This is a genomic window from uncultured Porphyromonas sp., from assembly GCF_905372525.1.
Taxonomy (GTDB): Bacteria; Bacteroidota; Bacteroidia; order Bacteroidales; family Porphyromonadaceae; genus Porphyromonas.
This window is the reverse complement of record NZ_CAJPPN010000011.1, coordinates 1-16506: the sequence shown is the minus strand read 5'-3', so window position 1 is coordinate 16506 and position 16506 is coordinate 1. Positions and strand designations below refer to the sequence as shown.

Here is a 16506-nt window from a genome sequence, read left to right as displayed (position 1 = left end):
ATGGTCAAGAAGTCTATATTAAACAACGTCAAGGCTCGCCTCTCCCTACGTCCTCCCCTAGGGGCAGCACTGGAGAAGATAGCAGAGATCACCGATCAGCTCTCACGCACCAAGGTACCTGAGGACGAGAAGCTGGCCGAAGGGTTCCTCAAAGCAGAGCTCGCGAAGGCCAAAGCAGTTGCCCCCGAAAGCCTCGAGGATTGGGAGCGCGCCTTCCCCTCTCTCACCTGCTCCATAGCCACAGGGATCGGGAAGACCCGACTCATGGCAGCTACGATCTATTACCTCCACCAGGCATATGGGCTACGGCACTTCTTCATCCTAGCCCCCAACCTCACACTCTACGAGAAGCTACTCCGGGACTTCGGAGACACAGGCTATGCAGGCTATGTCTTCCGAGGGCTGTCGGAGTATGTGACGACGCCCCCTCGCATCGTGACGGGAGAGAACTACCTCGGGGCTGGAGCTCAGGGACTCTTCTCCAAGGAGAGTATAGAGATCAACATCTTCAATATAGCCAAGTTTAATTCGGACAACAAAGCTAGCCAGAAAGGGGGACAACCTATCCCACCACGGATGAAACGTCTATCCGAGTACATCGGAGAGAGCTACTATAGCTACCTAGCGAGCCTATCTGACCTAGTGATACTCATGGACGAAGCCCACCGCTACTATGCCCCGGCCTCCAAGAAGGCTATCGATGAGCTACGCCCGATACTCGGCATCGAGGTCACTGCGACCCCATGGAACAACTACTCGGACAAAAAGAATGCGGGAGGGCAAAGCCTCACGCCAGCTAAGAACATCATCTATGAGTACAACCTAGCCCAAGCCCTAAAGGATGGCCTCTATGTAAAGATCCCTACAGTAGCCACACGTAGGAATTTTGAAAGCGAAGGACTCTCCAGAGAGGAGCTAGACCGGGTAATGCTCGAGGATGGACTATCTGTACATCAGCACACATGCACAGAGCTAGAGCTCTATGCACACAACTATGAGCAACCCCTCATCAAACCCTTCGTCCTGGTGGCCTGCCGAGACATAGCACATGCTACAGAGGTTGTGAACTACCTAGAGAGTAAGGACTTCTATCAGGGTCGCTACAGCGGCAAGGTGCTACAAATCGATAGCAGTACCAAGGAAGAAGATGATATTGCCCAGCAGTTCCTAACCCTCGAAGCACCTGAGAACACGATCGAGATCGTCGTGCACGTGAATATGCTGGGCGAGGGCTGGGATGTCAAGAACCTCTATACCATCATCCCCCTCCGGGCAGCAAATGCAAAGACGCTCATCGAACAGACCATTGGTCGGGGGCTACGTCTCCCCTTCGGCGGGAAACGGACTGGCAAGAAGGACATCGACACCCTCACCATCATCGCCCACGACAACTTTAACCGCATCGTGGAGGAGGCACAAAAGGAAGACAGCCTCCTACAGAAGGACTCCTTCGTAGAACTTGATATTGAGAAAACAAACGATGGGCAGGTAAGTATCAAGACCTTCGAGGCACAGAATACCTCTATCACCCAATACAGAGACCAACTCAGACGAGCTAGTACCGAACAAAAGAAACAAGAGCTCACTACACTCATTACTGCTACGGAGGTCGTACAAGCAGTACTATCTCAAGCAGCGGAGCAGACTCAGTCCGCATCCCTAGAGGAGCTGGTCCGTAGCCCCGAGAATCGTGAACTCGTCGTGAAGCTTGCACAGGAACGGACAGAGCTGATTGGGAGTCTCTTTAGCTCCGAAATAAAGCAAACTATCACACCGGAATTTGTCACCGAGACAGCCACTAAATTCAAGCAGAACATCATCGAGATCCCACGTATCAGCGTGCTCCCTAGTGAGGTAACATATGGGCTAAAGGCTTTTGATGTGGACTTCTCTGGAGACTCTTTTGACTTCCGAGAACGTAAGGAGGAGATCGTACGTCAGGACCTCAAGAGTGGAGTACAGGAGATCATTGAGGTAATCGACAGTGGTCGGTCTCAAATGGGGGCGAAGACGAAGCTCCTACTAACGCTCCTCAATGAGCCTGACCTAGACTATCAGGTCATGCGTGAGGAGCTCGTAGCCGTAGTAAACCAAGTACTAACACATCTGTATAGCCAGCTAGGCGATGAAGGGACGGCTCTACGTGTACTAGACCAGAACTGTCAGCTCATAGCCAAGCGACTCTATGAACAGGTGAAGGAGCATCTCCATGTGGAGGTGGGAGGCCACGAAGACGCCAAGATACTCCCCTTTGCCCGTATCGAACCTATCAATCTCGCTGAGCGCAGCAACTATCCGAGAAAGACACTACAGGATCCTCCTCCCTCGAAGACTCAGATACGCCTCGTCATCTACCATGGCTTCCAGAAGTCCTGTCACGAGTGCTACAGCTTCGACAGCGATACAGAGCGCATCTTTGCCCTAGTTCTGGAGAATGATGATCAGGTATTGAGATGGCTACGTCCAGCCCCCAAGCAATTCAACATCATGTGGGGACGTGAGAGTCGTCGTTATGAGCCCGACTTTGTCGTCGAAACGAAGGACTGCATCTACCTAGTAGAAACTAAGGCAGACAAAGACCTCTCTAATGAAGATGTGAAAGAGAAAACAGAAGCAGCCCGACTCTACTGTCGTCTGGCGTCAGACTTCACTCGAGAGCATGGAGGGAAGCCTTGGGAATATCTACTCATCTCACACCTCCATGTCGAGCCTACATTCACCATAAATTATATTCGAACATTAAGTAACGGGAACTAGGCTCCGACATCCTCTCTCTCCCAACTGATCACATTAATATATGTATTAGGAAATGCTCAAGATACACCAGTTCGTATTCAGCCCCGTGCAGGAGAATACCTATGTCCTCTACGATGAGGATACACGTGAGGCCGCCATCATAGACCCGGGTTGCATGGTACGCTCCGAGGAGGCTCGACTCAAGGCCTTCATCGACGAGGAGGCGCTGACACCACAGCTCCTGCTGTGCACCCACCAGCACTTTGACCACGTATGGGGGGCAGCCTACGTCCTACGTACTTGGCCCGAAATCACCGCCTATACCGATGCCCCAGACTTTGACCTCATCCCCCGCCCCTCGGAGCAACTTCGCTCCTTCGCCATCCCCCTCCACCTAGAGGACGTCCCGAGGGAGAGCTACACCCTCGTAGGACAAGACGACCGCATCCGCCTAGGGCGCGAGGAGCTACGGGTGCTCTTCGTACCGGGGCATGCTCCGGGGCATATCGCCTTCTACGCAGAGGACTCGGGGATCCTCCTCTCGGGGGATACGCTCCTGCAGGGGACGATCGGGCGCACCGACCTCTGGTGCGGGGACTACGACCAGCTCCTCAGCTCCATACAAGCGCAGTATCTCCCTCTGCCCGACGAGACGATCGTCTTCAGCGGACATGGTGAGGAGACGACGATCGGACAGGAGCGTCGGCACAACCCCTTCCTCAAGGGCTTAAGCTAGGGATCTTCATACAAATTCACTACCTTTGGTATGCTGTAATGTGCAGCGTACATCTTACTAACTATAAACTGCTATCGTTCGCCAATGAACACTAATGACTTCTCGATACGCCACATCGGCGTAGGCCAGCTAGATGCTGATGAGATGCTCCGTACGATCGGAGTCAAGACCTTAGACGAACTCATCGAACAGACTCTGCCTAGCAATATTCGGCTCCCTAAGCCCCTTGACCTACCAGAGCCCATGACTGAGCGGGAGTTCGCCGAGCATATCGCCGACCTAGCCTCGAAGAATGAGGTCTTCACCTCCTACATCGGCCAGGGCTGGTACGATACCGTACTCCCCCCCGTCATACAGCGCAATGTCCTAGAGAACCCCGTCTGGTACACCTCCTATACGCCCTATCAGGCAGAGGTATCGCAGGGCCGCCTAGAGGCGCTCTTCAACTTCCAGTCCGTCATCACCGACCTCACCTCCCTACCCCTGAGCAACTGCTCGCTACTTGACGAGGCTACGGGGGGGGCAGAGACTGCCTTCCTCCTCTTCAACGAGCGGAGCAAGGCCAAGGCGAAGGCAGGAGCCCGTAAGCTCTTTGTCGACAAGGAAGTCTTCCCCTCTACCCGTGACGTCATCCTTACCCGCTGTGCCCCACAGGGGATCGAGGTCGTGCTCGGCAAGTGGCAGGAGTTCGACTTCAGCGGTGAGTTCTTCGGCGCGATCATTCAGTACCCAGGTGCCCTAGGGGGTGTCCACGACTACACAGCCTTCGTAGAGAAGGCGCACGAAGCAGATATCAAGGTAGGTGTAGCCGCTGACCTGATGAGCCTCGTCCTGCTGACCCCTCCAGGCGAATGGGGCGCAGACGTAGTCTTCGGCTCGGCACAGCGCTTCGGTGTCCCCATGTACTACGGTGGCCCCTCGGCAGGCTACATCGCCTGTCGCATGGAGTACAAGCGTACCCTCCCCGGACGTATCATCGGGCTTAGCAAGGATCGCCTCGGCAAGGAGGCTTATCGCCTAGCCCTCCAGTCTCGTGAGCAGCATATCAAGCGTGAGCGTGCCACGAGCAATATCTGTACGGCACAGGCTCTGCTCGCCTCGATGAGTGGCTTCTATGCTGTCTACCATGGCCCCGAAGGGCTCAAGAACATCGCCCGACGTATCCACTCCTACGCAGGCTTCCTCGCAGGCAAGCTCAAGGGACTTGGCTACAAGCTCCTACACGAAGACTTCTTCGACACCCTCTGTATCATCCTCCCCGAGGAAGAGGGCTTCATGGCCAAGCTCCGTGAGATAGCCGAGGAGTGTCGTGTGAACCTCTTCTACTCCCCCTGTGGCCATGTCGCCCTCGTGAGCATCGACGAGACGACACTCCCCGAGGATCTAGGGGTGCTCTGTCACATCTTCGCCTCAGCTGTAGGCAAGGAAAGCAACTTCAACGACGAGGTCGGGGAACACACGATCCACATCGATCGCAAGTATGTACGTACCTCCCCCTTCCTCGGCTACGAAGTCTTCAACAAGTACCACACCGAGACCGAGATGATGCGCTACATCAAGCGGCTAGAGCGTAAGGATATCTCCCTCACGCACTCTATGATCTCCCTCGGCTCCTGTACGATGAAGCTCAACGCTGCTACGGAGGTCATCCCTCTGAGCAACCCCGCCTTCTGCAACATCCACCCCTACGCCCCCGCCGAGCAGGTACAGGGCTCCATAGAGCTCCTAGAGAACCTCAAGGGACTCCTGGCGACCATCACGGGGCTACCTACCGTATCCCTACAGCCCAACTCAGGAGCCGCAGGGGAGTACGCAGGCCTACGCACCATACGCTCCTACCACGAGGCACACGGCAATGGTCACCGCAACAAGGTGCTCCTACCAGCCTCTGCCCACGGGACAAACCCCGCCTCCGCCTCACAGTGTGGCTACCAGTGCGTGATCGTCGCCTGTGACGAACACGGGAATGTGGACTGGGAGGACTTCATGAAGAAGACCGAGGAGCATCGTGACGATCTCGCTGCGATGATGATCACCTACCCCAGCACGCACGGGATCTTCGAGACGAACATCATCGACCTCTGCAAGCGCATCCACGACTGCGGTGCCCTCGTCTATATGGATGGTGCGAACATGAACGCTCAGGTAGGGCTCACCAACCCCGGCTTCATCGGTGCTGACGTCTGCCACCTCAACCTCCATAAGACCTTCGCCATCCCCCACGGCGGTGGTGGCCCTGGTAGTGGCCCGATCTGCATGACGGAGGCCCTTGCACCCTATGCACCGACCCACGGCTACGGTGTGGACTTCGACCCTATCCAGGGGAATGTAGTCGCCGCTTCACCTCAGGGTAGTGCAGGGATCGACGTCGTCTCCTACGCCTACATCCGCCTACTCGGTACCAAGGGACTCGAGCGTGCCACACGCACAGCGATCCTCAATGCCAACTACATGGCCGTTCGCCTCAAGGACACCTACGGCATCGTCTACACCGGCGCCACCGGACGTGTCGGGCACGAACTCATCCTCGACTGCCGCCGCCTCAAGGAGACCTGCGGTGTCGATGAGAGTGACATCGCTAAGCGTCTGATGGACTTCGGCTACCATGCCCCCACCCTCTCCTTCCCTGTACACGGTACCCTGATGATCGAGCCCACGGAGAGCGAGAGCAAGGCTGAGCTGGATCGCTTCCTCGACGTGATGCAGTGCATCTGGGACGAAATCCAAGAGGTCAAGGAGGGTCGTGTGGATGCTGAGGACAACGTCCTAAAGAATGCCCCCCACCCCGAGTACGAAGTGGTCTCTGACACGTGGACGCACAGCTATCCCCGTGAGAAGGCAGCCTACCCTCTGCCCTTCCTGCGTGAGAATAAGTTCTGGATCAACGTCGCTCGTGTCGATAATGGCTTCGGCGACCGCAACCTCGTCCCCGCCTTCTGCGCCTGCCTAGCCCCCACAGTAGAGGGATAAGCAGCTCAAGATAAGCCCTACCCCTAGGTCTCCACGATGTAGGGGTAGGGCTTACTTTTCTACTTAGATATATGTTACAAGCAATACTACGTAAGAAGAATCTTAGGACTCCTACAGGTAAGCGATCTGAAGATGCTCTTACCTCCAGCACCATAGGTCTACTACAGTATCTACCAGACAAAACCTTTTGGGAGATACTCTATGAGGCTAGTGAGCATACGCTACCAGAGTTCTCTGATGCTGGTACGATCGAAAACATATCCTTTTGAGAGGAAATGTCTGCGAAAGGAACAACCAACCAAAGTTCTGTAGAGCCTGATGTATGGCTTGAGCTAGAGCGAATGCACCTCATCATCGAAGCTAAGAGATACGAAGAAGAAGGACAATATGAAGGTCAATGGCTTAATGAGATACAAGCCCTTCTCAACACTCTTGCGGAAGACGATGAACGACCGATATGGTTGCTTGCTTTAGGTGGAAACTATCAAACTTCCAAGCAGTCACTAACTCTAGGCGACAAGACATATCGCATCATTAAGATACGATGGCAAACACTCCTTGAGGAAGTCAAGAAGTGTACATATGAGTTCTCTCCCTACAGCAGCGTAGAGAAGCGAATATGCAATGACATCATCAAGGCTTTTGAGCTATTCGAGTACTTTTCCCTTAAATGGCTGGATAGCATCGCAGACACATATAAGGATACCCCCGCAAGACTCGCTCCCTCCTCTATCGACACCTTGTTCCACCTTCCTAATTATAAATAAGCATCATGGAGACAACCTCAGAAAACCTTTCTAAAGCTCTTCTAGACGTTAGACGAGCACACCGAATACTCTATGCCTACCAGAGGCGAATGTCTGATCTTGCATACTTCATCAAGTGCAAGCTAGGCATGCCCGATTTCTATGGGTTCAAACACTTCTCTAACCCTATTTATGGCCGAAGTAAAGGGCATAGCCGTCTAAACATATGGCATAATATGTGGGCTTGGGACTACTTGTATTCTTACCTCTTTGAGTACTACCTCGGAGTACAAAAAACAAGCGATGAGGCGTATGAATATAAGTTTAGCCTCATTCAGTATAGTGATACGGGATACTTCGACCAAGATGGACAGAGAAGGTGTAGAATTAGTGAATTCGGTTCAGAGGATGAGTCTGACTCTAAGCTCCTATTCTTCCTTGAATATAAACCCAAGGATAGAAATTGGGAATGGGGGGATGGAACCAGCCTAGAGGGAATAGTCCTCGACAAGAAGGTCGGGAGCAAGGAGCACACAAAGGAAGTCCGAGACATCGAAGGTGTTACGCAGATTCTATGCTCCTTCCCCTTAGAGCGATTTATCAACATGGAGGCTACACTCGAGGTACTTCGTGAGTTTCGCTCCTACTGCAAAGAACAAGGGATTCATGTCTTCGACGACCTAATATTAGAGCCGACGTGCACACCTACATCGTCCTCCTCAGAGGAGTAATGCCCTCCGGCAAGAACCGTATCCCCAAGATGGCTGAGCTACGTGATGCCATCGAGGCGGAGGAGTTCGCCGAGGTCACGACCTATATACAAAGCGGGAATATCGTCCTTCGCTCACCCCTATCTAAGGAGGAGACCTCCGTACGTATCGCAGAGATCATACGAGCCTATTGCGGTGCGGAGCTACAAGTCATCACCACCGACGCTAGCGAGCTCAAGAAGCACCTCCGAGGCAACCCCTTCGGTGACGAATACCAGCAGGATCGAGTATTCTATACCACTACGATGGAGCCCATTGACCCGAAGCGAATAGCAGCCCTCTGTCAGGAGGACTTCGGGGAGGAGGAGCTCCGTATGGTAGAGGGCAGACTCTATATGTACCTCCCGAAGGATGCAAGCCGATCGAAGCTAAGCAATAACTTCCTAGAGAAGAAACTCAAGTTCACCGCTACGACTCGCAACCGCAATACCCTCGCACGTCTCATCGAGCTCGCCGAGGCTATTACCCCCTCCGACTAGTACGCACCGCCCCCCCAACTGACCTTACCATGCCTACACACATACGCTTTATTCGGTATTTATTCCTCACCGCCACCCTAGCCTTACTCCTCGCTCCTCTAAAGATGTCCGCCCAGCAGGATAGCCTACCCCGACAGGCTCATCCCTGGGAGGACTATATCGAGGAGCAGAGGCACCTAGGTCTACTCTCAGACGAAGAGGCGACAGCGATCCAGCAGCTCTATGACGAGCTCAGCCAAGCTCCCCTAGACATCAACCAACTACTGCCCGAGGAACTCCAGCGTATCCCCTTCGTACGGGATATACAGATCACGCACTTCATCGACTATCGCAGACTCTATGGCCCCTTCCGTGAGCTAGGAGACCTCAAGCTCATACAAGGGTGGGATAGCAGACTCATCAGCCTCCTACTTCCCGTCCTCACTTGTAGCCCACCCTCTGAGGTGGAGCAACGAGGGAGAGAGGGACGCCTTGAGGTCGGGGGAAGGGCGAGTACACGACAGCTATCCCCACAGAGACAGAGCTACCTCGGGGGCAATAGTGCACTACTGCTACGCTTACATTACCGCAGTGCACGTGCGAGCAGTCTCTACATCAGCGCCGAGAAGGATGCTGGCGAGCCGTGGAGCTATGACGGGCACCGAGGCTTCGACAGCTACAACCTCCACTGGGCGCTCACTCAGCGAGGGCTCCTACGTCAGTTCGTCCTCGGGGACTATCGGGTCTCCCGTGGCTGTGGACTACTCTTAGGGCAGGGGGTGTACCCGATGAGCTTCAGAGCGCTCTCCCCTCGCCTTCCCGAGGGGATCCGCCCCCTTCGCTCCAGCACAGAGAGCGACTTTAGCCGAGGTATTGCCCTAGAGATGGGGCAGGAGCGCTGGCGGATAGGAGCCTTCGCCTCCTCACGTAGCCTCGATGGCAGGATCGACGAAGAGGGGCATATCGTAGGGCTCTCGGAGACAGGGCTACACCGCACCCCGACGGAATGGCGCCATCGAAGGAAGGTCCCCAGTCGCCTCCTCGGTGGCTGGATCGAGTACAGAGCATCACAGGGGCATATCTCTCTGCAAGCCTTGTACCACGACTGGCGAAGGTATCCACTAGCTGTAGCTACGGGGGCTTCGCACCGTCCACACCTACAGGGGCTCTCCTCGAGCTCTGCCCTCAGCCTATCTTACGGGTGGCAGAGCAGGCAGGGACACCTGAGACTCAGTGGCGAGCTAAGTCGGAATATGCTCGGGGCATGGGCACTGATCCAGCACCTGAGCCTACAGCAGATGACGCTCGGCGATGCACGCTTCTCCTACTGGCATATCGCACCCGACTACTGGAGCTACTATGGGCGAAGTGGTACGCATAGCCTTCGCCCAAATGACGAGGAGGGCATACGAGCCCTATGGAGCCCCCCTCTACCTATCCGATCCCTACAGCTACAGCTCTATGCTGGTGGCTACCGAAGGCTCTCCGAGCGGGATAGCCTCACCCCAAGGCATCGGGGCTGGGACTATGGGGCACACCTAGAGCTGGGTGTCGATCGGGCAGGGAGCACACTGCTCCTAGCCTCTCTTCGTAAGCGGCAGCTGGCTGTGGGGGATCGAGCACAGCGCCTCAGCCTAGGCCTGCGTCATGAGGGAGAGGGGTGGACGGGAGCACTCACCTACAGCTGGGCGAAGGCCAAGAGCAGCCCCAGCTGGGCAGTCCTAGCAGATGTACGGCTCTCGCTAGGGGATCAGCTACGTGTCGGGCTCTTCGCCGACTACTTCCGTGCTCAGGACTGGCAGGCAAGGCTCTATGCAGCACACCCTCGGGTACGCTACGAATACACCTCTACGCTCCTCTTCGGCGAAGGGTTTGATGTAGGGATGCGTCTACGCTGGCAACCCTCCTATGCCTACACCCTCGAGGCCAAGCTCCTGCACCAGCACCAGCGTGTAGAGACCCGCCCCTCGATGACCTTAGCTATCCTCACCCTCCACTACCGCCACTAGCTTATCCTCATACTGCGGAGCTATTAGGAGGACAGGGCTGACGCATGAAATCACCATAGTGCGAGGGCAAGGTCGTCAAGGAGCATACACCGAAGATAGAAGTATCCGTATCCTAGGTGTAGAGATACCCAGCGAATACCTCCTACCTAGGAGGGATGAGTATACACGTGTGTACACAACTGTATACCCACGTGTACACAACTGTATACACGCGTGTACACAAGTGCGCTCTAAGTATCTCCTCTCTAGGGCTCGCTTGTATGTCTATCCCTTGGGGATAATACGTAGGATCTCTAGGGATGGGCTAAGGCTCCCTGGGATATGAAATAATCTTCCCGAAGATCCAAAGGCAGGAGTGTGCGAGCGAGTTCATGCGGAGCTATTAGGTGGATAAGAGACGGAACGTACAGAGGGAAATAGTGTACCTTTGTGCCTCAAATTCGTAAGATACACCCCTAGAGTGTATAACCTCTGTCCTGCTCCATCAGTAAAGGGAGCAAAGGGAGCAAAGGAGCTACCCAAGAGCAAAGGATATACCCCAGGGGATCACAACCAATAATTAGATGAGTAAGGTCAAGGATCTGACGCAGGGTGACCTCACGAGACTGCTCTACCAGCAGGCTCTACCCATCATGGGTACCTCCTTCGTGCAGATCGCATATAGCTTCACCGACATGGCTTGGCTGGGGCGATTAAGTAGCGAGGCTCTAGCAGCTGTAGGAGTGGTCTCCGTCTTTATTTGGATAGCCAACTCTGTGGCTTGGCTCAACAAGACGGGCTGTGAGGTCACCATCTCCCACTGTGTCGGCTCGGGAGAGCTGAGGGAGGCGGGACGATATGCCTCGCACAACGTCACGATGAGTCTCCTCGTGGGCACACTCCTGACCATCGGCTATGCACTCTGTGCCGAGCCTATGGTCGATCTCTATAGCCTAGAGGAGGGAGTCCGTCACGACGCTCTGAGCTATATGTATGTGAGCCTCATCGGCTTCCCCGAAATCTTCCTAACGGCTACCCTCACGGGACTGTACAACGCCATTGGGCACAGCAAGGTTCCCTTCCACATCATGTGCATTGGTCTAGGGTGCAATATGCTCCTAGACCCGCTCTTCATCCACCTCATCGGCTGGGGAGTACAAGGGGCTGCCCTCGCCACAGTGATCAGCCAGACGGTGGTACTCTTCCTCTTCGTGAGGAAGGCTCAGCGGGACAAGCTCTTCGATAGCTTCCCCTTCTTTGTCCGCCTACGTAGGAGCTACGTGCTGCATATCCTGCAGGTAGGTGTACCCGTCGTGCTACTCAATGTCCTCTTTGCCTTCGTGAGTATCTATATGGGTGGAGTGGTCTCTCGTATCGGCGGGCATATCGGAGTGGCGACGATGACCACGGGGGCACAGATCGAGGCGCTAACCTGGAATACCGCCAACGGTGTGACGACCGCCCTAGTGGCTATCGTAGGACAAAACTGGGCAGCTGGTCACCTGCGACGAGTCTATGAGGTCTACCGAAGAGCTCTCACCTTCACGCTCTCGGTGGGCTTCGTGGGGATGCTAGCCTTTCTCCTGTTCAGTGAGGAGCTCTTCTCGCTCATCGTCCCCGAGCGAGAGGCCTATACTGCGGGTGGGCTTTACCTAAGGATCGTGGGGCTCAGCCAGATGTTTATGATGCTGGAGATCACGACTGGGGGGCTATTCAACGGTCTAGGCAAGACCTACCTATCCGCAGGGATAGGGATCGTGGGGACGTATCTGCGCATCCCGATCGTTCTACTCTTCGTCTCCCTAGGCTGGGGGCTAGAGGCAGCCTGGTGGGCGATCTGCCTAACCTCTGTGCTGAAGGGGCTTGTATTCTTCGCTTTCTTCCTCGTATGGAGAGCCCGCCTACAGGCTCATCGTGCTCCACACCCCTAGGGTGAGGGAAGGGGGTTCCCCTAGAAGCTCTCGTATCGTACGCCTAAATAGTTGTACTTTTGTGATACAACAAGCTCAATAGTGTATAATTAGGACTTCAAAGCTATCAGAGAATGGGACACGATGACGACCAGCATAATGAAAGTGCAGAGCTAACCCACCAGGGGCACGAAGGAGCACACAGCCACGACCAACACGAGGAGGGGCACCACGGTCACACTCATGAGCATCCTCATGAGCACGACCATAAGCATGAGCACGACGGACACTGCCACGACGACGCTCATACCCATAGCCATGTGCATAGTCATGGCCACGGACACCATCACCACCATCATCACCATGCGGAGGGGAATATCCTCGTAGCCTTCCTGCTGAACCTCTTCTTCGCAGCCGTCGAGCTCGTCGGGGGGCTCTATACGGGGAGTGTCGCTATCCTCTCGGACTCACTACACGACCTCGGGGACTCCTGCTCGCTCGGCGTCGCTTGGTATCTGGAGCGACTCTCGAAGAAAGGGCGTGACCGCTACTTCAGCTACGGCTACAAGCGGTTCTCGCTCCTCGGCTCGTTACTTATATCGGTGATCCTACTAGTCGGCTCGTTCTTCGTCATCACAGAGTCCATTGAGCGCATCATCCATCCTGCACGTCCCCACGCCGAGGGGATGTTCCTACTAGCTATCTTCGGCCTCCTGATCAACGGCTATGCAGCCTGGCGAATGAGCGGGGGACACTCCCTGAACGAACGCTCCATGCGCCTACACTTGATGGAGGATGTGCTGGGCTGGATAGCAGTACTGATCGTCAGTGTCGTGATGTACTTTGTCGATCTTCCGATCCTTGACCCTCTGCTCTCACTGGGGATCACTGCATGGATATTGTACAATGTGTACTTCAATCTCCGTGACAACTTCCGCATCCTCCTACAAGGGGTTCCCGTGGAGGTAGACCAAGAGGGCTTCGTACACGAAGTCGAAGCCCTACGAGGCGTCCTCTCGGTACACGACGTACATATATGGACGCTCAACGGGGAGCAGCATATTGCCTCGCTGCACCTCGTCTTCGACTGTCCGAGCTACCCCTCCCCCGAGGCTTGGGCTGAGCTCAAGCAGGAGGTTCGCCGAGTAGCCTCTCGCTACCAGCTGGAGCACATCACCATCGAGATCGACCCTAGGGGCTGTAGCTGTGGGATGGAGCACTGCTAGGAGGGAGAGAGCTGCCTTATCAATAGATATTAGATGAGATTACAGACCATACTACTGACTGTGCTGCTACTCGTGAGTGCCGTAGCACAGGCGCAGGTGCCCGAGCGGCGCACCTATAGTCCCTACGAGGTGCGAGACGTCGTAGAGATCCCCGATGAGATCAAGATGGTGCGTGGTGACAAGCTACGTGCCTACCGCATCACTCCCAGCGTCGCCAGAGCGGTGCAGGTGCAGATGCCCGATACGCTCACCCACTACACCTTTGAGTACATATCCCCAGAGTTCCGTTCCCTAGGGACGGCCTATCAAGGGAATATGAACCACCTCTGGCAGGCGAAGCTCTTCTTCGACCGACCTCGTCGTGTGGGGGACTTCTTCTACACCGACGGCTACTATCGTATGCTCTACACCCCTGAGGAGGTACGCTTCTACGACACGAAGACGCCCTTCACCTTCGTGCGCTACCAGCGCAACTTCAAGACCAACGAGAGCGAAGACGTCGTTGCGGGGGACTTCGGTGTGAACATGGGGCGAGAGATCAATGTCGGGGCAAACTTCGACTACCGCAATGCCCAGGGCTTCTATACCAATAGCCGTAGCAAGGACGCACGCTATCGCCTCTTCGCTAGCTACCGAGCCGACCGCTACGAGCTCTATGCCTACGTAGCCAACGACTACTACAAGCAGCAGGAGAACGGAGGGATCACGAACTCCGACTACATCCTCAATCCCGACCGCTACAACACCAACGGGCGCACCAAGGTTAGTGCCAAGGACATCCCCGTCCTGATCACAGAGCCTCTGACGAACCGCATCCGTGCAGGTCATGCCTACCTCGCCCAGACCTATCGCCTAGGGAGCTATCGGAGCGTCCGTCGTACCCCTACAGATCGGGAGCTAGAGGAGGCCTCACGCTCGGGGGATAGCCTCCGGCTCGACTCCACCTACTTCGTGCCCGTCGGTGGGGTGTCCCTGACGACCTACTACAACAAGCAGAGCCGTCGCCTACAGGCTCAGGGGGAGAACAACCTCTGGAAGACTGTCTTCGGCGATCCCGTGACGACACAGACCCGTACTCCGAGTGGTGGAGGCACACCCGTCCAGTATGCCTACCCCAACGATACCGCCCAGCTCACTACGCTGCACAACACCCTAGCCCTATCGCTCATGGAGGGCTTCCGTCCCTGGGTGAAGTTCGGCCTATCAGCCTATGTACGGCAGGAGCAGTATTGGGCGAAGAACCCCGATGCCACGACACATCTCTATGGAGTGACCGACCGCTTCTCCTCGACCTTCGTCGGGGGACTCATGGAGCGCAGGGAGGGCACGGGGCTTAACTTCTCCGCTCGGGGTGAACTCGGTGTACTTGGCTCTGACCTCGGCGCCTTCCGCCTAGAGGGGGATATACGTACGGCCTTCCGTCTCTTCCGCCGTGAGTTCGCCCTCGAGGCCGACACCTACATTGATAATGCTCGTCCCTCCTACTTCGCTGCTCATCACCACGGCACCTATGGCTGGTGGGACAAGGATCTGAAGTTCACCCGTCGTCTCGAGCTCGGGGGCAAGGTACACCTCAGCTCCTGGGGTACCCAGCTCGAGGCACGCACGGCGAGCCTGCAGAACTATATCTACTATGGAGCCAAGGGCGAGCCCAGCCAATACTCCGACATCATCCAAGTCCTCTCCCTACGGGCAAGGCAGACGGGGAGCGCAGGCCTACTCAACTGGGATGTAGAGGCCGCCTACCAGACCTCCTCACAGCCCTCTGTGCTTCCTCTCCCCCAGCTCACTGCGGCGGCAGATGTCTACCTACGCTTCCTCGTAGCTCAAGTCATGCGCATAGACCTAGGGCTCAAGGCCTACTGGCACAGTGCCTACTATGCCCCCTACTACCTCCCGACGACCCAGCAGTTCATCCTACAGACGGAGGGCAAGATCGGGGGGGAGGCTCCGCTGATCAATGCCTATGCCAACTTCCGTCTGAAGCGTGCCCGCTTCTTCCTCCAGATGTACAACGTCACCGAGGCCTTCGCTACCAGCTCCCGCCTAGCGATGTACAAGTATCCCTACAACCCGATGTACCTCGCTGGGGGTGTCATCGTAGATCTCAATAACTAACCCCGCCCTGACCCATGCAGACCAAGCTCCTCAAGGGACGTACTCCCCTCTACCTCGTCCTACTCCTCCTCGTCGTCGCTGTGATGCTCTACCTGCGCACCCATAGCGGGGGCGAGGTCTCACCGCCCCCTACCGTAGGGCGTGACTACCCCGAGATACGACGCGAGGGAACACTCCGCCTACTGACTGCCTACACCGAGGGTGGTGTGCATGCCGAGGGCGGTGAACTCACGGGCGCCGTCTACACCCTAGCCAAGAAGCTCCAGGAGCGTAGTGGCCTACGGGTAGAGGTCATCCTGGAGAATAGCTGGGAGCGTGCCCTACAGCTCCTGAGTGACGGGGGGGCAGACCTCGTCGTACGTCCTATGGCGAGCACGGCAGATGTGGATACGACCCGCTTCCTGCTCTTCGGACAGCAGACCTCGGGTCCACTCTTCCTCGTACAGCGTAGGGCGGACAGCACGACCCTCGTGAAGAGGCAGATCGAGCTCGGGGGGCGAACGGTCACCCTACCGAAGGGCTCTCCCTTCGCCCTCTTCATCGAGCACCTGAGCGAGGAGATCGGCGACAGCATCCACCTAGATATCGACAGCCTCTACCAAGCCGAGCAGCTAGCCATGCGGGTCGCCTCGGGTAAGATCACCTATACGGTCTGTACGGACACCGAGGCGAAGGCCTTCAGCAAAGCCTTCCCCGAGCTCGACTGCAGCATTCCACTGAGCTACTCCTTCCGTACGGCATGGCTCCTGAGGCACACCTCACTCGCCCTACGTGATAGCCTCTCCGTCTGGATGGCGAGGTAGCCCGCCCAAGGGAAGGAGCAAAGCCCCCCACACCCACCCCCACGA

At 56.0% G+C, this 16506-nt stretch carries 12 protein-coding genes; all 12 read left to right on the top strand.

The genetic code is table 11. From position 1 onward, the window contains the following. Positions 1-2757 carry a DEAD/DEAH box helicase family protein gene (locus tag QZ170_RS03380; protein WP_297177082.1) on the top strand — a complete coding sequence of 919 codons (2757 nt, stop codon included), beginning with the start codon at positions 1-3 and terminating at the stop codon, positions 2755-2757. A gap of 52 nt (positions 2758-2809) precedes the next feature. Further along, positions 2810-3472 carry an MBL fold metallo-hydrolase gene (locus QZ170_RS03375; protein WP_297177079.1) on the top strand — a complete coding sequence of 221 codons (663 nt, stop codon included), beginning with the start codon at positions 2810-2812 and terminating at the stop codon, positions 3470-3472. An 84-nt stretch (positions 3473-3556) separates the two neighbouring features. After that, positions 3557-6442 (top strand): aminomethyl-transferring glycine dehydrogenase, encoded by a 2886-nt coding sequence (gcvP, locus tag QZ170_RS03370; RefSeq protein ID WP_297177076.1) that lies wholly within the window; start codon positions 3557-3559, stop codon positions 6440-6442. Positions 6443-6513: 71 nt separating this feature from the next. Next, positions 6514-6711, top strand: coding sequence for a hypothetical protein (locus QZ170_RS03365; RefSeq protein WP_297177074.1), 198 nt, complete (start codon positions 6514-6516; stop codon positions 6709-6711). 72 nt (positions 6712-6783) lie between these two features. After that, positions 6784-7209 (top strand): hypothetical protein, encoded by a 426-nt coding sequence (locus tag QZ170_RS03360; protein WP_297177071.1) that lies wholly within the window; start codon positions 6784-6786, stop codon positions 7207-7209. Positions 7210-7214: 5 nt separating this feature from the next. Beyond that, positions 7215-7919 (top strand): hypothetical protein, encoded by a 705-nt coding sequence (locus QZ170_RS03355; RefSeq protein ID WP_297177068.1) that lies wholly within the window; start codon positions 7215-7217, stop codon positions 7917-7919. Then, positions 7919-8437: a DUF1697 domain-containing protein gene (locus QZ170_RS03350; protein WP_297177065.1), complete on the top strand. Its 519-nt coding sequence runs from the start codon at positions 7919-7921 to the stop codon at positions 8435-8437. The genes QZ170_RS03355 and QZ170_RS03350 overlap by 1 nt, the downstream gene beginning before the upstream one ends. A 29-nt stretch (positions 8438-8466) precedes the next feature. Next, on the top strand, positions 8467-10425 hold the full coding sequence (locus QZ170_RS03345; protein WP_297177062.1) for a hypothetical protein: 1959 nt from the start codon (positions 8467-8469) through the stop codon (positions 10423-10425). A 563-nt stretch (positions 10426-10988) separates the two neighbouring features. After that, positions 10989-12335, top strand: a complete 1347-nt coding sequence (locus tag QZ170_RS03340) for an MATE family efflux transporter (protein ID WP_297177057.1) — start codon at positions 10989-10991, stop codon at positions 12333-12335. Positions 12336-12448: 113 nt separating this feature from the next. After that, positions 12449-13540, top strand: coding sequence for a cation diffusion facilitator family transporter (locus QZ170_RS03335; protein ID WP_297177054.1), 1092 nt, complete (start codon positions 12449-12451; stop codon positions 13538-13540). Between the two features lie 33 nt (positions 13541-13573). Beyond that, positions 13574-15658, top strand: a complete 2085-nt coding sequence (locus QZ170_RS03330) for a putative porin (protein ID WP_297177051.1) — start codon at positions 13574-13576, stop codon at positions 15656-15658. A gap of 14 nt (positions 15659-15672) precedes the next feature. Continuing rightward, positions 15673-16461 (top strand): transporter substrate-binding domain-containing protein, encoded by a 789-nt coding sequence (locus QZ170_RS03325; RefSeq protein WP_297177048.1) that lies wholly within the window; start codon positions 15673-15675, stop codon positions 16459-16461. Positions 16462-16506: the final 45 nt, after the last annotated feature.